This is a genomic window from Amycolatopsis sp. NPDC049868 (assembly GCF_044461365.1).
Taxonomy (GTDB): domain Bacteria; phylum Actinomycetota; class Actinomycetes; order Mycobacteriales; family Pseudonocardiaceae; genus Amycolatopsis.
Window position 1 is genome coordinate 41292 of the sequence record NZ_JBITKV010000023.1, and the last position, 19116, is coordinate 60407.

17 protein-coding genes are annotated in these 19116 nt (G+C 66.9%); 5 read left to right on the forward strand and 12 right to left on the reverse strand.

The features are described from left to right. Nucleotides 1-64 precede the first annotated feature (64 nt). The 3 genes from ACIBTM_RS45080 (at nt 65) to ACIBTM_RS45090 (ending at nt 2230) form a co-directional block, all read left to right on the forward strand. Nucleotides 65-664 carry a hypothetical protein gene (locus ACIBTM_RS45080; protein ID WP_395883260.1) on the forward strand — a complete coding sequence of 200 codons (600 nt, stop codon included), beginning with the start codon at nt 65-67 and terminating at the stop codon, nt 662-664. 47 nt (nt 665-711) lie between these two features. Continuing rightward, the gene (locus tag ACIBTM_RS45085; protein WP_395883261.1) at nt 712-1791 is read left to right on the forward strand and encodes a DUF3560 domain-containing protein; all 1080 of its coding nucleotides are present in this window, start codon (nt 712-714) and stop codon (nt 1789-1791) included. Between the two features lie 163 nt (nt 1792-1954). After that, nucleotides 1955-2230 carry a hypothetical protein gene (locus ACIBTM_RS45090; protein ID WP_395883262.1) on the forward strand — a complete coding sequence of 92 codons (276 nt, stop codon included), beginning with the start codon at nt 1955-1957 and terminating at the stop codon, nt 2228-2230. A gap of 389 nt (nt 2231-2619) precedes the next feature. Here the strand turns inward: ACIBTM_RS45090 and ACIBTM_RS45095 are convergent, their stop codons facing one another. Further along, nucleotides 2620-3078: a class I SAM-dependent methyltransferase gene (locus ACIBTM_RS45095; RefSeq protein ID WP_395883263.1), complete on the reverse strand. Its 459-nt coding sequence runs from the start codon at nt 3076-3078 to the stop codon at nt 2620-2622. Nucleotides 3079-3535: 457 nt separating this feature from the next. Between ACIBTM_RS45095 and ACIBTM_RS45100 the strand changes: the two genes are divergently transcribed. Together ACIBTM_RS45100 and ACIBTM_RS45105 are read left to right on the forward strand one after the other, a co-directional pair. Beyond that, nucleotides 3536-3775, forward strand: a complete 240-nt coding sequence (locus tag ACIBTM_RS45100; RefSeq protein WP_395883264.1) for a DUF2188 domain-containing protein — start codon at nt 3536-3538, stop codon at nt 3773-3775. A 22-nt stretch (nt 3776-3797) separates the two neighbouring features. Next, entirely contained in the window at nt 3798-4502 is a 705-nt protein-coding gene (locus ACIBTM_RS45105; RefSeq protein ID WP_395883265.1) for a hypothetical protein, read from the forward strand. 176 nt (nt 4503-4678) lie between these two features. Here ACIBTM_RS45105 and ACIBTM_RS45110 read toward each other — a convergent pair whose 3' ends face one another. From ACIBTM_RS45110 to ACIBTM_RS45160, 11 genes are all read right to left on the reverse strand, one after another. Then, nucleotides 4679-4981 carry a hypothetical protein gene (locus ACIBTM_RS45110; RefSeq protein WP_395883266.1) on the reverse strand — a complete coding sequence of 101 codons (303 nt, stop codon included), beginning with the start codon at nt 4979-4981 and terminating at the stop codon, nt 4679-4681. Between the two features lie 74 nt (nt 4982-5055). Beyond that, the gene (locus ACIBTM_RS45115; protein WP_395883267.1) at nt 5056-6678 is read right to left on the reverse strand and encodes a hypothetical protein; all 1623 of its coding nucleotides are present in this window, start codon (nt 6676-6678) and stop codon (nt 5056-5058) included. Nucleotides 6679-6713: 35 nt separating this feature from the next. Next, complete coding sequence (locus ACIBTM_RS45120; protein WP_395883268.1) at nt 6714-7055, reverse strand: helix-turn-helix domain-containing protein; 342 nt, start codon at nt 7053-7055, stop codon at nt 6714-6716. Beyond that, nucleotides 7052-8176: a tyrosine-type recombinase/integrase gene (locus tag ACIBTM_RS45125; RefSeq protein WP_395883269.1), complete on the reverse strand. Its 1125-nt coding sequence runs from the start codon at nt 8174-8176 to the stop codon at nt 7052-7054. The genes ACIBTM_RS45120 and ACIBTM_RS45125 overlap by 4 nt, the downstream gene beginning before the upstream one ends. 208 nt (nt 8177-8384) lie before the next feature. Then, a complete protein-coding gene (locus ACIBTM_RS45130) occupies nt 8385-9359 on the reverse strand; it encodes a hypothetical protein (RefSeq protein ID WP_395883270.1) in 975 nt (324 codons plus the stop codon). Between the two features lie 6 nt (nt 9360-9365). Next, a complete protein-coding gene (locus ACIBTM_RS45135; protein ID WP_395883271.1) occupies nt 9366-10397 on the reverse strand; it encodes a replication-relaxation family protein in 1032 nt (343 codons plus the stop codon). Between the two features lie 70 nt (nt 10398-10467). Then, on the reverse strand, nt 10468-12969 hold the full coding sequence (locus tag ACIBTM_RS45140) for a type IV secretory system conjugative DNA transfer family protein (RefSeq protein WP_395883272.1): 2502 nt from the start codon (nt 12967-12969) through the stop codon (nt 10468-10470). 34 nt (nt 12970-13003) lie between these two features. Then, the gene (locus ACIBTM_RS45145; RefSeq protein ID WP_395883273.1) at nt 13004-13837 is read right to left on the reverse strand and encodes a hypothetical protein; all 834 of its coding nucleotides are present in this window, start codon (nt 13835-13837) and stop codon (nt 13004-13006) included. 61 nt (nt 13838-13898) lie between these two features. Continuing rightward, complete coding sequence (locus ACIBTM_RS45150) at nt 13899-15809, reverse strand: VirB4 family type IV secretion system protein (RefSeq protein ID WP_395883274.1); 1911 nt, start codon at nt 15807-15809, stop codon at nt 13899-13901. Then, nucleotides 15806-16963, reverse strand: a complete 1158-nt coding sequence (locus ACIBTM_RS45155) for a PrgI family protein (protein WP_395883275.1) — start codon at nt 16961-16963, stop codon at nt 15806-15808. Before ACIBTM_RS45155 ends, ACIBTM_RS45150 begins: the two co-directional genes overlap by 4 nt. Then, nucleotides 16960-19113: a hypothetical protein gene (locus ACIBTM_RS45160; protein ID WP_395883276.1), complete on the reverse strand. Its 2154-nt coding sequence runs from the start codon at nt 19111-19113 to the stop codon at nt 16960-16962. Before ACIBTM_RS45160 ends, ACIBTM_RS45155 begins: the two co-directional genes overlap by 4 nt. Nucleotides 19114-19116: the final 3 nt, after the last annotated feature.

Genomic DNA, 19116 nt, shown 5'->3' on the forward strand with positions numbered 1-19116 from the left:
CGCGCTTGAACCGACCACGGGCGCGACCAACCCGACGCAGGAAGAAAGAAGGACGGTTATGGACATGCAGGCATTCGCGGCAGAGATGGCGGACTCGCTCGACGGGCGGTGGACGGTCGAGTCGGGCTACCACGGTCAGCGAGACCGCTACCTCATCGGCCCAGACGGCGAACAGGTACATCTGTGCTACTCCGATTCAGAGAAGACGCCACGGATAAGACTGTCGGCCGATCTTCCGGCCGCCCTGGCCGCTGTTCGGCATCTGCATGGGAACCCGGTGCCATCACACGACATCACGGTCTCACCGACCAAGACACCGGAGACCGTCGCTGCGGAGGCCGCTCGGCGGCTGCTTCCCGCCTACCGGATCACGCTCGCGGAATCCCGCGAGCTGAAACAGCGGCTCGACGACCAAGCAGCCGCGCGGGACCGGCTCGCGCGCGCCATCGCCGACCCGCTCGGCGCGACCGTCCAGCATCCCCGGCCCGCCGCGACTGGCTGCGACCCACAGGACGCGATCGTGCGCTACGCGGGTCCGCTGGCCGGCACCGCGACGGTGCCGCGCCACGGCGGACGCGTCACTTTCGCCTTCTCCGTCACCCCGGACCGCGCTGCCCAAGTCGCCGCGTACCTGGCCGCCTTCCCGGAAGCGGACCGGCCGTAGCGCAAAGCCATAAGCAGAGGCACCGTCACTGAAGGAGGCAGTTCGCCATGTCCTTGGGAACCCTGACGATCCATCACGACTACGAGTCCGGCACCACCGTCGAGGGCACCACCCGAAACAGCCCCGCGCACCTGGCGCTCAAGGCCCACCCGTCGTGGACCTGGTCCCGCCACGCCACGGCCTGGCTCTTGCGGTCCTCCCGCCACCGCGCGCCCAAGCCGTACGCCCTCGACGAGATCACACGCGTTCTCACCGAATCGGGCTACACCGTCGAACGCGACATCGACGACACCATGCCCAGCGTCGAGCAGCAGGAAACGGACCGCGAGGACCGGATGAACGACCGCGCCCACCGACTCACAGAACGTGCCGGACGGCAAAAGGCCAAGGCCGACGCCACACGCGCCAAAGCCGACGCTGTGTTCGACAGCATCCCCATGGGCCAGCCCATGCTGGTCGACCACCACAGCTACAAGGCCGACCGCAACCGACGCGAACGGGCCTGGAACAACCTCGGCAAGTCCATCGAACAAGGCGCCCACGCGGACGAACTGGCGCGCCGAGCCGAGACCGCATCGCACCACATGGGCGCCCGGAACAACCCGGTCACCGTCGGGAACCGGATCGAGCAACTGGAGGCCGACCGTCGGCGGTGTCAACGCGAGGTCGACGGCGAGCCGGGATGGCTCATCGAGACCGACGAACACGGCCAGACGCGCCAGCGATGGGGCATCCGCCACCCCAGCGACGAGCGCGCGGACCACCTACAGCGCGAGATCGCCGCCCTCGCCGAGCAGATCGACTACTGGAAGAACGTCTACAACCAACTCCAGGCCGAAGGCAAAGCCCCCACGCTGGGCCCGGACACGGTAGTCAAAGGTGACTGGGTGCTCTGCAACGGCATGTGGATGCGGGTACGGCGTGTCAACAAGAAGTCGGTGACCGTGCCGAACCCTGTCTTCCCGCCGCCGCGGCCCGGAGAGAAGGAGAACACCTGGACCATCACCTGGCACAAGCTCCGCGGCCACCGCACCACCGAGCAGATGCCGCCGAAGTTCGTCGAAGCGTACGAGGCACCGGGTACCGACCGGATCAGCCGTCCTCCACGTGCCGATGACGTGCAGTGAAGGCCTACGGGTACAGACAGGCTCGTTCGGTTTGGAGCATCGTCAGCACGCGTGGACATGACGCGCCCGCGCCCCGGCGATGGGCTGTCTCGCTAAGGTGTCTAGGGCGACACGGTTGGATGCAGGAGTTCGACCGGCCTGGACCACGCGAGAGAGGGCGCAGATGGACCAAGAGGAGCACATCGCGCGACTGCGCGCCCGACGACACCGGGTGGAACTGATCGAGACTGCCTTAGAGAGCATTCGAGACGTCGAAAGTTCGCTGCAGGAGATGAAAGAGTTCCTGTCCAAGCAGCTGAAAGCCGAACGGTCTGAACGGCTCTCCGACATCCTGGAAGCGGACAAGGCCGGTGTGCCGAAGACCAGGATCTCCCGCGAGGTAGGCCTCAGCCGCGCGAACCTCTACAACCACCTCAAAGGTGCTCCATCTGACGGCTAAGCCACCAGCGCCCCGGCCGGAGACCGACGGTGTTCCGGTGACCTGGGCGCGGATCTCCGGCCCGCTGGTCAGCGAACTACAGCCGCATCCGCGACCCGTTCGGTTGCGGTTCGGGAGAACCGTTGCGGTCGGGGTGAACTTCTGCATTGAGATATACACCCGGGCTGGCTGAGCGCATTGGTTGGTTACTGGTGGACTGTAGATATTCGAACCGTCTGAATACCCCTTCAGCGAGCTGGGTGGGGTGTGAATGCCGTTGCCAGGACACGTCGCAATCCGTCGAAGGTGGCCAGGACTCGTTGTGCCTCCTCTTGCATTGACTGCATCGCAAGGTCGTCGTCGGCGTCGATGGTGAGGGCCTCTTGCCACAGCTCTTGTTCGGCCTGACGCTATGCCGGTCTGTCGGTGACCTCGACGTCCACGAATCCGGCGCGCGGCAGTTGCCTGAGCAGATCCAGTTGTCGCATTCGTGGTGACAGCCGCTCGTCGGTGGCGTCGAGGGCTTCCCAGCAGGTGATGACGATGCGTCCGCCGGGGAGGAGAACCCGACGGCACTCCCGCAGAGCGTCCAGCGTCGGCTCGGCGAATTGTATCGAGTCGACGATGAGCACCGCGTCGACCGACGCCGTGCTCAGTCCCGTGCCGGTCAGCTCACCCACCCGGAAATCGGCTCGATCGGCCGGTCCCAGTGCCTGTGCTCGATGCTGAGCGTGCTCGATCGCGACCGCGGAGAAGTCCAGCCCGACAACCCGGGAACCGGTGCGCCGCGCGATCTCCAGCCCATACCCTCCGCGGCCGCACGCCAGATCCAGCAAGACTTGCCCCTCACGCAGGTCAAGCGCCGTCACCACTTCATCGAGCCCGGCTCCGTTCAGCAGACTGGTGGATTGCAGGTCCGGCGGAAGACCAAGGATGCGCCGCACGAGCGCATCGGCAACCGGCGACTCGACCCGATCCGCATACCAGCGGTCGAACTCCGCAGCGCTTCTCGTTACCCTCCGACCATCTCACATCCCTCGACGCCCCGTGGGCGCCCGGAGTTTGCCCCGGCTACGGGGCGTTTGCTGGCGCAGTATAGATATTCGAACGGTACGGCCTGCGGTGAGCGAGGTCTAGTGTCGTCGTGGGAGCAAGGCTGCTAGTTACTCGACAATCCCTGGTGGAGCACCAGTATTTTGCGATTTCGCTGTTTCTGTTCACCCGTCTGTCGTTGCGTGACGATATTGTGATCACGTCGCTTGTAATGCTGGATAGGCGTCGAGCGACTGTCACGGGCATCGACTGCGTTCTCGTGATGGAGGCAGGATGAGCGAGAAGAACCGTCATGTCGTTCCCAACCCGAAGGGTGGTTGGGATGTGAAGAAACCGGGCTCGGATCGAGCGAGCGCACACCGCAACACTCAACGTGAGGCGACGGACCGAGCGCGAGCGATCACGAAAAATACTGGCGGGGAAACGGTCATTCACGGCAAGGACGGCCGTATCCGAGACAAGGACACCTCGCCGAGGGGTAACGACCCGATTCCTCCCAAAGACAAGCGGTAGCTGGTCAGGCAGAGGCAGTTCTATGTCAGAGAAGCCTGATCAGCCATGGCTGCCGGTGGTTACCGCCGCAGTCGTCGGTCCGCTGGCAGGGCTTGCCGACGCAACGGCCTCGCCCGCAGTCGTGGGCGCGGCCGCCTCGGCAGCCGTGGTTATCGATGCTGGGCTGCGGAAGCTGGGTGAGCTGCGTGTCAGGCGCGCGATCGACACATGCGAGGACGCGGCGTCGATTGTCGGCATCTCGGTCGAGGAAATGCTGACGGCGATTCTCTCGACCGAGCGGCTGCTTGACTTGTTCGGAGTGTGCGTTGAGGCATCAGCTCGGACGCCGCTGCTTGTCAAGCGCCGGATACTGGCCCGGCTGCTGGCTGAGGGATACGGTGAGCCGGACCAGGCGAAGCTGGAGAACAGGGTCTACATGGCCCGCATCCTCAACGACCTCGAACAGCCGCACTTCGTGGTCTTGAGGAAGTTGTCATCGGTCGAGACAGCGACCCTGATCGGCCTCGCCGCTCTGCTCGATCCGCCCCAGTTCGTGGACTCCACACTCAGTGTCCTGATTCGTAACGGACTGGTCCGCAGCGTGCACCAGCTCCTGTCACCGCAGTACCCGATGTCCTACTCGGACCTAAAAGACCACCCCGGTGCGCCGAAGGGCGGAAGCTTCGAGATCACGGTTCTGGGTCGGGACTTCTGTCAGTGGGCGGAGGATGCCACCGAACAACTGTGAGCGGGACCGGCGGGTTCTCACGACGGTTCGCTGGACGGCCGGTTGAGCTCCAGCAGCCTGGTCGGCGCGCAGTGTCGGCCGAATAGTCGTCGCACGCTGCGGCAGCGGTGCTCGTCCGTCCGGCGCTCTTCGGGGCATTCAAGGAGGCTGCTGTCATCTCAGGCGAGCTCGGTGAGTTACTCGTGTGGTCCTCCGGCTCGCGGCGGGGTGGTGGAGGTTCCTCCTTCGAACTCGTCTGTGACGCGCACCTTCATGGCGCGATGGCGGATTTCGACGACCTGGATGTCTGCTGCGAGCTCGACGGCGAAGGCGCCCACTGCAGAAGCTATGCGTGTCGCGTAGTTATTGGTGTGCAAGTAAGTCTTGCCGGACAAGGGTGTCTCATGACGTTCGGCGATAGTCACGTCAATCTCAACGCGGATTTGTCTTGCGCCGTTGGGTCGAGGATGAGACTTAGTACTCCAGGTTTGAATCTTCACTTTAATTAACCTCCAGTTCTATATACCCCATAGGGGTATTTCGTACTGCAGGCTACGTGCCACTGGGGTCCTCGTCAACGGGACGCGGCATAAGCCGCCCATCCGGCGGCTGCTGCTTGTGCCCAGCGTTCGGCGGTCACGAGGTGGAGACCGAGGAGGTCGGCGACCACGGGAACGGGGAGTTCGCCGGCGAGTTGTAGTAACGCGGTGTTGCGGTCGGCGCGCGGGTCGATGTCGAGACGGGTGAGTCGGCGGTTCAGGCTTGCCGGGTGGATCGGTCTGTCTGGTTGTCGTCCGGGAAAAAGCCATGGTGACGTTGTGGCGAGTGCTGCGGCGATTCCGGTTGGTGCCCGTTCGGGGAGTCGGCATATGAGGCTGGCGAGTGGTTCGGGCAGGGTGATTGTGCCTCGTCCTAGACGTAGCCGAGGTTGATCGTTTCGGTGGGTGATGTCGGTGACGGTTAGCCGGGCGATCCGGGCGGAGGTCTGTCCGTAGAGCAGTACGAGCAGGCCTGCGACGCGATCGGACGCGGTGATCGTCTCGTCTTGTAGCAGCAGGCGGGCCAGCGCCCAGCGGTCTTCGTTGTCGACGAAGACGCGGGGTTGGTGTGGTGGTGATTTCGGGAGCTGCAGTGTCGGCAGGAGCCGTTGCTTGATAGCCCAGCGTAAGAACGGCAGCAAGGCGTTCGCCGCAGCCGGGCTCGGGGTGGCCTGGTCGATGTCGGGCTGTTGACAGGTCGCGAGGTCCCGCCCACGATCGCGTAGCTTGGCGAGGAATCGTGCGGTAGCGGCGAGTTCGGTCCGGCATCGGTAGCAGGCATTCGCGGTGATCGGGCGGCGGGTCTCGTTGGCGCGCAGGTGGTAGAGCACGTGCCAGGTCGCGAAGGACCGCAACACGCGACCGTCGGCGGCCGCAGCCGATGCTTCGAGGGTTTCCGCGAAGCGCTCGAGCCGTGCGAGGTGTTCGTTGCGTTCGGGCAGGGCACCGGCGGCGACGAGCATCCGCCGCAGGTGCTCGATCGACATCCCGGGCTTCTCGGCGTCGAGGGTGTCGTGGCTGAGTTGTCGTTCACCACGTGCGATTTGGTCGAGTAGGTCGGCGCCGCGGCTGCGGGCCAGCCAGCCGAGCCCGGTGCGTGGGTTGTCCACCGCCAGTACGGCGTCCCGCACGGGCATCAGCAGGTCGGTGATCGCAGGATCCGGTCCAGCCAGGAGTTCATCGAGGCGCTCGCTGAGTTGGCAGCGGAAACAGATCGGCGCTCCGTCGTTGGTGGTGCGGCGGCACAGGTCTTCGGCGCCGCAGTGTCCGCATTGTTCGATGGGTGCTTGGTAGCATGTTGGGCAGAGATCCGGGTGCTCGCCGGTCGCCCGCAGCGCGACCCGGCGGACACGTCCGCATCCCCCGCACCGGCGGGCGGGTTGCTCGTAGCAACGTGCGCACAGGGTGCGGTCGGCTCCGCGTCGGCCGGTGCGGACGGCGACCCGGCCGAGCATCCCGCAGTCGTCGCATGTCGCTGTTGGCTGGGCTCGGTCGCGGTAACAGGTGCCGCATAACGCTTTCGCGTCGTCGGTGCGGGCGTTGATCGGGCGGTGGCGCCCGCATTCGGCGCACGGTTCCCAACGGGACTCGTCCTTGCGGTAGCAGGCGCGGCACTGCGGCCGCCCCATGCTGTCGCGGTACCGAAGGCTCTTGCCCATCCCGCAGGTCCCGCACGTCCTTTTCGCCGTGGTGGTCATGGTTTGTCGGGGACGATGCGTGCCCTCGTCGGCCGTAGCTCGGTCGGTGTCGACCCGGAGGGCTGGATCCCACCGGCGGTCTTACGTGCCTTGCCGCGGGCGGACTCGACATAGGGTTCGATGAGGTCGGCGGGTGTGCAGTCGAGGATGTCGCACAGGGCCGCCAGGATGCGCAGGTTGAGGCGTTCCGGAATCTGTGCGACCAGCCGGTAGACCTGGATCGCGGAGAGTTCGACGCCGCGCTCGGCGAGGTGCGGGTGCAGGTCGGTGGTGGCGAACATCCCGCGGGCGGCCATGAGCTCACGCAGCCGCCATCGATAGCCGACGGTCGTGCTCATCGACGGGTCTCCGTCCCAGCATCACCGAAGGCGCGGTCCAGCGCCTGGCGCAGCATCCGGTTCTTGAAGTCGCCCGACACACCGGTGTAGAGCGCCGTGGTGCTACCCCAAGCGTGGCCGACCTGGCGCTGCACGAAATACGGGTCGAACCCATCCTCGATCAGGTGCGTGACATAGGCGTGGCGCAGACAATGCGGATGCAGTTCCTGCGGTAGGCCGGAGGCGTCGCGGTACTCGCCGAACCGCTTGTTGATGGTGACTACCGAGATCCGTTTGCCCCGTTCGGTTGGCCACAGCGCGGACTGTTTGCCGGTGCCGTAGCGGGGACGGACATCCTCGACATACTCAGTTAGCGCCTCGACTGCCCACCGCATGACGGTAAGTACGCTGCGACGACGGGGCGGGCTCCCCTTGATCGCCTTGCCATAGCGGACATTACATACCCCGAACCGGCCGAACTCCGGCGCTGATGCGTTGCGGCTGAAGTCGGCCAGATCGAGCATGGCCACCTCACGGCGCCGTAGTCCCCAGGCATAGGTGACCTTGAACAGCGTGGCGTCACGAAACGCCGATACCCAGCCTTTGCGGCCGAGCTTGCGAGCGCGGGCAACCTGCTCGTCGGCGAAGTCGAGGAACCCCTGCAACTCGTCCCGGCTAAACGGCCGTACGTCCGGCCGCGACTCTGTCTCGCTGGTGTGGCGCGCGGTGTTCCACTCGTGAAACACCTGAACCGGGTGCGTACCAACAAGTTTCTCGCATTGGGACGCCCACCCGTAACGTTGATCGATGATATAGCTGAGAAATAGCGCGACCGTGTTGTGGTAGCCACGGATCGTGGAATGCGCCCGCGGTGTCGGCGCTGATCGCAGATCGGCGGTCCAGTCCTCCACGTCCGATGGCGACCACTGCCAAGGCCATAAACCGGTGAACGCGACGAACCTCTGGACCACGTCCGCTCGCTGCGACCTGGTACCGGACGCCAACAACCGGCTGGCCTGCTGGCGATCCCAGCCTTCCAACATTGCCGAGAACAATCCCTGCTCCGGGTCCAAATGCCTTACCCGGCTGTCGCCGAGCACGGTGTGTGCAGCCCCAGCGATGTCCACCTGTCGATCAACCATTGGTCACCTTATCCATGATCTTCATCCGATGACATAATCCTTCGTCCAATGAAGACACCAGCTGAAGTCACCTGATCAGGCACTATCCCGATCGAGCAGCGTCGCTAAGCGACGGCGCCGCGCGCTACGTCCCTATCGTCCCTGTTGCAACGGTTCTCACGGGTCGCCAAAGGTGCGAAAACATCATCAGATGAAACTCGCAACCTAACTAATACATCGAGACGTGAATATGGTCGTAGTGGCAGCCTGTGAGGTTGTTGGGATCGGGGCAGCCGTACGCGTTGGATCGGTAGGCGCTCCAAGCTGGGTTGTCCGCTGACCAGTACTTGCCCTGCCAGATGAGGTAGTGGATGCCCAGGTCCGCCTGGTGGGCGATGAGCCAGTTCGCGATTTGCGATCCTTCGGCTACTGATGGCTGGCTCCGGGGGTTGAACATGATGTCGCAAGCGCGGCCTTGTGGATGGTCGGAGTTCGGGTTGGCTGGTCGGTGTGCGAAGCAGCCGAGCCCGTTTCCGGTCATTCCGTTGGTGCGCAGTGTTTGCACGAGTTGCAGGGTGCGTGGAGTGATGCGTCCGCCGCTGGTGGGATCGGGCATGGTGGCTTGCTCGGGCGGCCACTCGGTGTGTAGCCGGCCCGGCGTGCCGGTTGTGCATGTGGCGCCGTGAACGGCGGCTACGATCTGCCGGGCTGTCTCTTCGAAGTGGGCGTACCGGTCCGGGAATCCTGAGCGTTGTACAAACTGGGCGGCTTCGGCGACAGGAATGCTTTGCCAGTACGGTATTGCCAGGAGATGGCGGTAGAACTGTTCACTGCTGTAGCTGGGGTCCATGATCTGATCCGGGGTACCCCAGCCCATGGACGGGCGTTGTTGGAACAGGCCGAGACTGTCGCGGTCGCCGTAGTCGAGGTTCCTCAGCCGTGACTCGGTGAGCGCGGTGGTGATGGCGACGACCCAGCCGTGTTCGGGGACATGCAAACGGCCCCCGACGGCGACGATCGTTGCTGCATGGGTCATTTCCTGAGGTCCGTATCCCGCCGCCGCGAGAGTGGTGCCTGTCGGAGCGCAGTTCAGGCCACTGCCTGTGGAGCCGAACACGGTCTGCACGACGGCGATCGCGCCGCCGCCGATGAGGAGAATGAACACCAGGACCAATGTCACGCTCGTGCCGACGATCTTGCCCATGCCCGCTCACCTTCGCCGACCTCTGCTGTCGGGTGGCGGTATGGGGGACGGGGGCGCGAGTTCCGGCCGCGGGATCGCGGACGTTTGGCTCGCCTGGTGCGGCGCCGTCGGCGCCGATGCGCAGAGACTGGGCCAGAGCGTTGGCAGGTCGGCAAGGGCTACCCGGCTGGTGGTGCCGAGCTCGTCGACACGTCGCCAGCGGGGCGCGGCCATGTCGAGTGGATCGGCGCTGGCTTCGCCGTTTGTCGTCGCCACCGGCACACGCGCGGCCTGGTGAAGCCCTCTGAGCGCCTCGGCCAGAGCCTTGCGTGCATTGGACTCACGCGCGGCACTGGGCATCCACACCAGCACCGGAGTGGTGATCCCCGTGGTGTCGGCCAGGCGTTCATAGCGAGCCAGCTTGGCCGCCAGTCGGGAGAGTTGCTCGGTGCCGAAGTCGAACTCGACGAACCATTCGACCTCGCGGTTGCCCTCGCGCCAGCGGCCGTAGCCGTCCGGAGTGATGATGTCGCCCCAGTGCCGGCCGCAGCGGGCAGCGGACCACCACGTGGTGAGCATGCCGGTGGCCCCAGGCTCACGTCCTCGGCGGATCAGGGTGGTGAAAAGGCCATTGCAGCCCACTGTGTGAGCCAACTGCAAGGAGAAGGCGCGCCCGATCTCGCGCTCACGGCTGTAGCCCAGTGCCTTGGGCTCGACGCCGGCTTCGCGGGCGAGGGCGACAGCCCCGGCAGTGTCGAGGACGTAGTACATCGGGTGCGAGCCGCGGTCGCGGTGCGGCTGGAACCGGTGCACCACGCCCCATCGGTAGAGGTTGCGCAGACGCAGGTTCGCGGCACGCCTGCCGGTGAAGGCGATGTCGATGATCTGAGTGCTGGTGAGAACGTGGTGTTCGAACAGCATCCGACACAGCCACCGATCGCGGTCGGTGAGATGCCGGGCCAGCCAGGCGTGGTGCTCGACGGAGTTGAGCACGCGCGCCACGGGACGTTCTGGCCGGTGCGAGCGCAGCTGTCGCTGAGAAGTGGGATTGCTGACCATCGTGACGGGCACCTCCAAACACGCAGTGCGCCGGAAACGCCCTGCGGTAAACGGAAAAGCGAGCGGAGTGTCAGGCCGCGCGTCGGGGATCGAGCGCCGCGGGACGGACGATTTCGACAGGTGACGGCATACTCCGGGGCTCGGTATTCACCCGTGCGAGCCTGCGGATCTCCTTGGAACGCCCCGGAATCGCGGGTGGGAGCTTCTCGGTGACCGCGGTGAACGGGGGTACTTCCTCGCTGTCGAGCACCAGCCGTGCGGCGATGTGGAATCGGCCGAGGTTGGTGAGGTCGTGTTCGGAGAGCCGGGGAGCGGTGTGCCGGGCCAGGTGGCGCGCGTCTTCGGGTGACGCCGAGAAAATGATCTTCGACCGGGCGTTGGTGCTGATTCCTTCTTCCAGCTCGGGTGGGAGCTGGCGCAGATATTGGTGCGCGAGCGTCATCGACATCCGATAGCCGCGTGCCTCGGCGAGCATGTCCTCCATCGGATAGGCCAAATTCAAGAAGTTGTGGCATTCGTCGATGTAGAGCGAGGCATCGCGGCGGTCGCGTTGCGGAATCCGGGCACGCCGGGTCGCGGCCTGCCACGTCCGGGCCACGATGATCGACCCGATCAGCCGTGCGGAGTCCATCCCGAGCGCGTCCTTGCTCAGGCGTACCAGGCAGATGCTGCCGTCGAGCACTTCGTCCATATCCACGGTGGACCCGCCGCCGGCGAGAGAAGCGCGTACGAACGGGCGCAGCAACAGGCCGCGGAGCTTGTTCATCAAGGGCGCGACGACTTGTGCGCGGCTGGCGTCGGAGAGGTCGTCGTACCAGGTCCAGAACCCGGTCAGGACGTCGTCGGAGATCTGTTCGAGCGCGCGATGCCGGAAGGCGGGCACGGTGAGCAGCTTCGGCAGGTCGGTCAGGGTGGGCGTGCCTGGCAGTTCGCGGAGGGTGAGCAGGCCCGAACGAAGGATGTCCTCGGTGCGTGGACCCCAACTGGAGGCGTACACGCGGGAGAAGATCGAGACTAGGTTGTCCACGGTGCGAGCGGTATCGTCCCCCTCGAGAGGGTTGAGCACCGGTGGGCGGGAGCGGCTGTCGGCGTCGAAGAGCACGACCTTCGTCCCAAGCCGGGAGGGCAACCTCATCAGCGTGTCGGCTACCAGGTCGCCCTTGGGGTCGATGACGACCAGTCCTCGGCCGGCGTCGGCGTCGTCGAGGATCATCCGCGCCATCAGCTCACTTTTGCCCGAACCGGTGGCGCCCAGGATGTGTACATGGTGGCGGGCGTCGGCAACGCGCAGGCCCACCGGTCGGGAGTGGCCGGAGTCGGTAATCCCGATCGACTTGACCCCGGGGCCTTCGGTGGCGATCCCTGGTGGTGGCGGGACCGCTTTCGCTCCGGCGCGCTGCAGACCGGGCACGGCTTCGTCCGTGGGGACGTGTGCCAGCGCGGCCAGCTCAGCGATCGAGAGTAGGTCGCCTGACGTCAAACGCCGTTCGGCCAGCGCCTGGATCGGGTGCGGGAGCCGGACCCGACGGTAATAGTTGTGCTCGCTGTAGGCCGCGAACGCCGAGGCGATCGCATGTCCGCGCCCGCGTAAGTGTTCCCGCACCGGAGCCCGCTCCGGACGGGTCGTGTGCTCGTCGACCAAGGTGGCCACGGCGTACCGGACCCGGGTTTCATACTGCGAACCGCGCTGCTTGGCCACGATGACACGGTCTTGTGCGGAGTTCTCCAGGACTGTCTGGCGATCGGTTACCGGCTTCGTCGCGCTAGTGCGGGGTTTGCTTCCCCCTGCATGCGGGGTGATCAGGTCCAGAAGACGCCCGGCCAGCTTCGTGGAGCTTCCGGTGCGGACGTGGCGGGCGGCTCGGCGGGCCTTACGGAAACGGGAGCCGGTGACCGGGCGTGCGAGGATCTGCACGACGGCACGTTCATGGGCAGCCAGCCCTACCGGCGCGCCGAGCAGTGCACGGACGGGGTCGGCGGGGAAGTCGCAGCGGATCGGCAGCGCTTCGCTGCGAGCGAGGCGCATTTCCCCGCCGACGGCCTCGACGGCTTTTCCCGCGGGCGCGGATTCCGGGATCGGTGGTTTGGCCGGGGTGGTGCGGGTGTGGGCGCCGGGCCAGGCCGCTTCGATCGCGCGTTCGGCCATGCCGGGCGGCACGATCCCGGGCAGCCATACTCGGACGGCGACTCCAGCTTGGGAGAACACGTATTCCCATACGATGTGCGGCTGGCCGTGGATCCGGCGTTTCCAGCCGGGACGCAAGAGTCCGACCAGGTTGGAGAAGAGCGCCTCGGCGCCGCCCGGGTCCACGGTGGGCGGGGCGAGCACCGTGACCAGCCGGGCCCCGGCTGCCATCCGGTCATGGCGCCGTCGCATCCACCATCGGCGCCCGAGGATGGCGCCGGTCCAGGCCAGCGCGAGCGAGGGACCGGCTACCGGCCCCCACGACACGGCGACGACTCGCACCGTGGTGAGCAGGGCGTGCATCGCGCCTCCGGGATCGCGGAGGTAGTCCTGCAACGGAGAGGTAAACACCTCCGTGTAAGCAGCCACGGATTGAGCAGAAGACATCAGAACTCCGTTCTGCACTGGGGAAATCAGGCGTTCAGGCTGCGTGGCGATCTGCGTCCGCCGGGCGCGGAAGGTTCTGCGGCGACGGCACCGCCGGGCTCGTGCCGGGTACGAGCCGGAGGTGTCGGCGTCGTTTGCGGGCACGGTCGGCGTCGATTTCGGCCTGCCATGTCGACAGTCGCCGCCCGTCCATCCGTTTGAGGAAGTGCGGGATGTTGTTCGCGGGTACCCCGACGAGCCGCGGGCCGAGTACGGCCAGCAGGTCGGATGCTTCCTGCGAGGACCATCCGGCCACGGTGATGGCGTCGGTGTCGGGGAAGACGTCGGCGACCCGATCGCGGCTGTGGTCGATGTGGGCGTCTTCCTTGCCGCCGTAGCTGTAGACCCACAGGAAATTGCTGGGCGGATCCGGCTCGATCAAGCGCTTGAACCGCAGAACTTCCTTGGTGTAGGCGTAGAACGTGACTTCTGGGCAGGCGCGCATGACGCGGCACCATGCGAGGGTGTAGGGGTCGTCGAAGAAGTCTCCGGCGTCGTGGACGCGGATGAATTTCCCGGTGAACCGTGGCGCTGAAAGTTCGCGGATCATGGCCGTTTCCCAGCCGGGCAGGTCGTCGAGGACGAAGGCGAGATTGGCTTGGTGGCGGGCTTTCACGGCAGGGAAGCGGTAGGTTCCGTTGCGGGCGTAGCAGATCTGCGCGCATGCCGAGGCGGCGGGACAGGTCACCTGTGTTCGTCCGTCGGGCAGCCGGGCCGCGAGCGCGGGCAGCGTCCAGTTCCAGACGCCGATGGCGCGCATCGCCCGGTTCTGCGTCAGCAGCCGCGCGGGCCGGCTGGAGCTAGCGGGCTTCGTGGTGGGTAAAGACATACGGCACCTCACACAAGGCAGGCAGAGCAAGAAAGAGAGCGGCTAAGGGCGGGCTTTAGCGTCAGGCGGCGGGGCCGAGGTCGATGTGACGGTCGGTGTCGTCGTCGAACGCTGACTCGGTATCGATGCCGTCAAGGTCGACGAACGCGCTGTCGTCGGCCTCGACGCCGGATTCGGCATACGCTGCGAGCTCAGCCGGGTCGGTGGTGATGAGCGCGTTCTCCTGGGGCGAGGCCAGGGCTTGGAACGCGACTCGCTGTGTCCCGGTGCTGAGCAGGCCTTGTCCTTTGTCCGCGGAGACGAGGAACTGTTTCTCCCCGTCGGACAGGTTGAACGTCGCCACGATCTCGTCGATCGCTTGTGTCGCTTGGCGGAGCAGAATCTGTGTGGCGGCGTTGGCGATGATCGCCTTGCCCAGCTCGGTGCCGAGGACGTCGCCGACATCCTGTGTCGCGATGGTCAGGCCTGCCCAGTGTTTCCGGGCGGCTTTGGCCATGCGGTGCAGGAACCGCGCCCCGGCGGGGTCTTGCATGAGCAGCCACGCTTCCTCGACGGTGATCAGCCGCGGCCGCCGGTTGGCGGGGTTGGAGACCCGCCGCCAGATCGTGTCCAAGGTGAGCAGGGTCCCGATCGCGCGCAGCTCGTCTGGCAGGTCGCGGAGGCTGAACACGGTCAGGTGGCCCTCGGGCCTGGTGGTGGTGGGCCCGGCGAACATCGCCGCGGACGCGCCGTCGACGAACGGATGCAGCCGGGACGCGAGGTCGGCCGCGACCGGATCACCGGTGCCGGTCAGGGTCGCGGACAGGTCGGCCAGCAGCGGCGCCTGACGGCCCCAGGTCCGGGGATCGCTGGTGATCCCGGCATTCTTGTAGGTGGCGAGGAACGCGCGGTCGAGCACGGCCCGCTGGTGCGCGGACAGTTCCATGCCGAGCAGGACGCCGATCACGGTGTGCAGGAACAGAACACGTCGTGTCAGCGCGTCCTTCGGCGCGGTGCGGCGCCCGTCCGGGCGCGTCGCGATCGGCAGGTCGAAGGGATTGATACGGACCGCGGGATCGCCGAGGCGGATGTAGGTGCCGCCGATCGCCTCGCACAGCCGGCGGTACTCGTCTTCCGGGTCGATGATCGCGACTTCGACACCCCGGTAGAGCGATCGGAGCGCTTCGAGTTTGACCAGGTAGCTTTTCCCGGCGCCGGACCGGCCGAGGACGACGCTGTTGTAGTTGTCCGCGGCGAACCTGTTCCAGTGCACCAGGCCCTGGCTGCCGATGTTGAACCCGTACAGCACCCCATCCGGCGCGGCGACGCTGGTCGGATCGGCGGGCGGAAGATCGGGTGAGGTGAACGGGAACGCGGCGGCCAGCGCGCTGGTGTCGAAGGTGCGGCGCATGCCGATGAGGTCCAGCGCGAGCGGCAGAGTCGATACCCAGCCTTGCATCGACCGGTAGGTGGTGGGCTGAGCGTTCATCAGCAGCGACGCCGCGAGGGACCGGACCGCGGCGACGTGCTCGGCGAGATCGGGTTCGCTGGTGGCGTGCACGGTCAGATACAGGCCGAACCGGTAGAGCTTTCCCTCGCCGCGGGCAACGCGTGCGGACAGGTCGTAGGCGTCCTCAGTGGCGGCCTCGACCATCGGGTCCAGCAGCCGCCCCTTCACGTTGCTGTGCCGTCGCCCGGATTCCAGTTTGGACAGCTGGCGCTTGAGCCGGTTGGCGGCGGTGACAGGGTCGATCGGCTCGACGTGCAGCGAGACATCGACCCGGCCAGGATAGGACAGCAGCGGCTGAAGCCATCCCGCGTGCACTTCGCGCGGGTAGCCGGTGATCGCGAACGATGCGACCCATTCGCCGCCGATCTCCAGATGGCGCGGTGAGACCGAGAGCGAGTCCGGAGTGAACGCGCTCGCCCCGCCCGCCGGTGTTGCCGCGGTTCGCCGGGCGCGTCCTCGAGTGTGGCTGGTTTTCCTGCTCATAGGTCGTCGCCCTCCCAGTCGTCGAGTGCTGTTGCCTCCGGTGCCGCGCGGCGCGCGGGCTCCCCGCGTGCGCTCCTAGGCTTGAGGGGTGGTTCGTCGTCGGGATCGGCGGCGGTGGTGATCACCTCGTCCGCGCCGGCGAGCCCGGCCGACGGCGGGATTAGGGTGTCCGGATTGCAGGCGGTGGCGAGGACGGCGGTGGCCTGCCCGGCGTCCAGCGGGGTGATCGTGATCCCGGCGGGGGAGAGCAGTTCGATGGCTTCGCCCAGGCGGCGCACGAGCCGGGTTTCCGCGGACCGCAGCGCGCTCTCGGTGACCGTGTCGCTCCGGTTGGCGTGGCGGCGTGCGCGCAGGACAGCCAGCGGTGACGCGCCGCCGAGCCCGTCGGTCGGACCGGCCGCGCGCACCGGTTCGCGCAGGACGATCAGCACCTGGCGGCGCAGCAGATCGGTCGAGCGGCGCAGCTGGTCGAGGTAGGTCGCGTGCTCGCGCGCGGCCGTTTCGAGCATCGGATGCGGCAGGCCGGGAGCGGCCTCGCGCAAGTCGTTGATCTGGTGGCTCAGGTCGAGCCGCTCGGCGCGGACGAGGATCTGCACGGGCGCGGAGATCGAGTGCAGGTACCGGCCGAACGATGCGACCAGCGCTTCCTGTTCGCCGGGGGTGCGGAGCGCGAAGTTCACGGTGCTGGCGACCGCGACCATGGCCACGCCGTCGGACCCGAGGTCGATGACACCGGCTTCGGTGACCCCTTCCGCGGGCAGTCGCAGTGCGGCCGGTGACACCTGCGAACCGTCCGCCGCGCCAGTGCCGTCGCTTGCCGCGACCTGACTGGTCAGCCAGTCGGGCGCGGGACGGACACCTTCTGGCGCGGCTACCCGATGCCGTGGCTGCATGCGCTGCCGGATGGCCGCGAGCACGAGCCGGTCGAGGCTCATACCGTCGCGCTGCCCCAGGGCCAGCACCGCGGCCACGACCCCGATCGGGACGGCGATGATCAGGTACACCAGCAGCGGCAACGCGCCGCGCGCAAGCGTCCACCCGCCGTACAGGACGATCCCGGTCACCGCGAGGATCGCCAGCTGCCGTGCGGTGAGATTGACGAGGACACGGTCCTCCCGATCCACATCGGACGGTATGCGCACGGGCTGGGTCATGGCTTCTTACCTCCACGGGACGAGGGCTTCGGCGCGGGTGCTCGGGGCGCCGGTGGCGGAGTCGGCGCACGGAACGCGACCGGGGGAGCAGCGGCAGTGCGCGGTCTGGCGTCCGCGGGACGGGGCTCGGGATGCGGGGTCCGGAACACCGGTGCCGACGGCGTCGCGGTCGCGGGCGTGACCGGCCGGGACACATGGCCCGGTTCCGGCGCAGCGGGTTGGAACCGCAAGTGCGGCGGGACCGCCGCGACACCGACAGGCCACGCGGGCGCCTGCCCGTTCCCCTGGCGGTGTGACGGATTCGCCGTCTGGAATCGCGGGTTCGTCACGCGCCGCCGACCACCTCCAGACGAGGGGAGCGGAACGGCGGGCCGGGGCGCCGAACTGAACTCCGGCTCGGGCGGCGGTCCCGATGGAGCGGGGCTGACGGCGGGGTCGTGCGTCGTGGTTTGCGGACCAGGTTGCAGGAACTTCGGTTCTTGCGAAGGGACGCGGGGGTGCTGGGCGGCGCGCAGCTGCTCGGCGTCGTACTGCTGTCGCATGCGCTTGTTCACCGCTTCCGGAGTCGGGGCCAGCCGCGGTTGCGGCGGCCAGGGCGGGTCGGCGACACGGACACGCCCATCCCCGCCGCGGCCGCGGGGTGTCGTGGCGATGCCGGCTGCGCGGGACGCGCCGAACCCGCCGGAGCGACCGGCGATGGCGCCGAAGGTTTTCGCGGCGATCACGGCTTTGACCAAGCCGCCGAGAAACGAGCGGCCGCCCCCGCCGAGCTTTGTGGCGGAGAGAAACCAGGACGGGATCTTGATCAGGATGTAGAGCAGTCCGAGGACGGCGAAGAGCATCATCAGACCGCCGCCGACGGAGCTGAACAGCTTCGTGCTGCCGTTGAGGAAGGTGTTGACCGCGACGATCAGCGTGAGCGATTGGACGACCTGGATACCGAGGGTTGCGGCGAGTGCCCGCCAGCCCCAGCGGGCGATGCCGTCGGTATGGGGAAGGGCGTGGCAGGCGACCCACAGCGGGGCGGACACGGTCAGGAGCAGCGTGATGATCACCCGCACCACGTAGACCAGCAGCAGCGCGATGACCGCGATGACCAGGACGACGTTCAGCAGGATGATGAACAGCCCGCCGGAGGCCATCGCGGAGTAGGTGCCGTTGATCGACTGGGTGAGGTTGTCGCCGAGCTTGGGCGGATCCGCCCCGCCGGACAACACCGCGGTCGACAATGCGTTCGCGAGCCGGATCGCCTTGTCGATGACGAACAGCGACAGCATCGAGGCGATGAAGGAGATGACGAGACGGGGCGCGATCTCCTTGATCGAATAGCGGCTCTGGACCGACTCGTGCGACATCACGATGATCCCGCCGATCATGATCAGCCCGCTGTAGCAGGCCACCACGATCAGCCAGGAGTTGTTCCACAGGTTCGTCACTCCGGGCAGCGAATCCAGCGTCGGCGTGCTGAACGCGGTGTCGCCCAGCAGTTTCAGCAGAGGGTCGAGCGCGGACTTGACCAGCTCGCGGAACACCGCGTTGATGGCCTTGTTGATGCAGCCTTCGATGTTGGTGATCCCGCAGCCCGGGTCGTCACCGCCGACACCTGGCTCGGCCGGCCCCGGATGCGTGGAAGGCGGAGGGGAGCTGGGTTGAGGGATGCACCCTTCACCGACGCAGGGACTGGTGGCCGGAGCCGTGTTTGGTTCGCCGGGTACGCAGCCGATCTGGCCGGGGAAACAGCTCTCCGGCGCCGGCAGCTCGGTGATCGGCGGCAGTGGAGTCGCAGGAACCGACGGCCGTGGCGATCCGGTCGGGAAATGACATGTCGGGTCCGGCGAACCCGGCGCACACGTCTCACCCGGTGCAACGGTCGGGAGAGGCAGGGGAAGCTCGGGTTGCCGCTGTGCCACCGCGGCCTGCGACACGGCGGAGTGCGGCGAAGACTCCGGCGATGCCCACGCGCCGACCGCCAGAAGACAGCCGAGCACCACGACCAGGCCGACCGGAAGCAACCGCAGCAGACGACGCAGTGGACGACCGGTCCCGCCCGAGCCGGACGGGCTGAGCAAGATTCGCCCGCGGACCGTCACGCGCATGTCGGCTTCGCTGCGGCCGGGTGCGAGTGCGGTGGCGCGACGGGACTTTGCCATGAC

What these genes read in the sequence shown, in the direction of transcription:
- ACIBTM_RS45150 (WP_395883274.1), bottom strand. Translation starts at nt 15,809, where the DNA reads ATGAGCAGGAAAACCAGCCACACTCGAGGACGCGCCCGGCGAACCGCG.
- ACIBTM_RS45130 (WP_395883270.1), bottom strand. Translation starts at nt 9,359, where the DNA reads ATGGGCAAGATCGTCGGCACGAGCGTGACATTGGTCCTGGTGTTCATT.
- ACIBTM_RS45120 (WP_395883268.1), bottom strand. Translation starts at nt 7,055, where the DNA reads ATGAGCACGACCGTCGGCTATCGATGGCGGCTGCGTGAGCTCATGGCC.
- ACIBTM_RS45125 (WP_395883269.1), bottom strand. Translation starts at nt 8,176, where the DNA reads ATGGTTGATCGACAGGTGGACATCGCTGGGGCTGCACACACCGTGCTC.
- ACIBTM_RS45085 (WP_395883261.1), top strand. Translation starts at nt 712, where the DNA reads ATGTCCTTGGGAACCCTGACGATCCATCACGACTACGAGTCCGGCACC.
- ACIBTM_RS45080 (WP_395883260.1), top strand. Translation starts at nt 65, where the DNA reads ATGCAGGCATTCGCGGCAGAGATGGCGGACTCGCTCGACGGGCGGTGG.
- ACIBTM_RS45090 (WP_395883262.1), top strand. Translation starts at nt 1,955, where the DNA reads ATGGACCAAGAGGAGCACATCGCGCGACTGCGCGCCCGACGACACCGG.
- ACIBTM_RS45115 (WP_395883267.1), bottom strand. Translation starts at nt 6,678, where the DNA reads ATGGGCAAGAGCCTTCGGTACCGCGACAGCATGGGGCGGCCGCAGTGC.
- ACIBTM_RS45155 (WP_395883275.1), bottom strand. Translation starts at nt 16,963, where the DNA reads ATGACCCAGCCCGTGCGCATACCGTCCGATGTGGATCGGGAGGACCGT.
- ACIBTM_RS45160 (WP_395883276.1), bottom strand. Translation starts at nt 19,113, where the DNA reads ATGGCAAAGTCCCGTCGCGCCACCGCACTCGCACCCGGCCGCAGCGAA.
- ACIBTM_RS45100 (WP_395883264.1), top strand. Translation starts at nt 3,536, where the DNA reads ATGAGCGAGAAGAACCGTCATGTCGTTCCCAACCCGAAGGGTGGTTGG.
- ACIBTM_RS45105 (WP_395883265.1), top strand. Translation starts at nt 3,798, where the DNA reads ATGTCAGAGAAGCCTGATCAGCCATGGCTGCCGGTGGTTACCGCCGCA.
- ACIBTM_RS45135 (WP_395883271.1), bottom strand. Translation starts at nt 10,397, where the DNA reads ATGGTCAGCAATCCCACTTCTCAGCGACAGCTGCGCTCGCACCGGCCA.
- ACIBTM_RS45145 (WP_395883273.1), bottom strand. Translation starts at nt 13,837, where the DNA reads ATGTCTTTACCCACCACGAAGCCCGCTAGCTCCAGCCGGCCCGCGCGG.
- ACIBTM_RS45140 (WP_395883272.1), bottom strand. Translation starts at nt 12,969, where the DNA reads ATGTCTTCTGCTCAATCCGTGGCTGCTTACACGGAGGTGTTTACCTCT.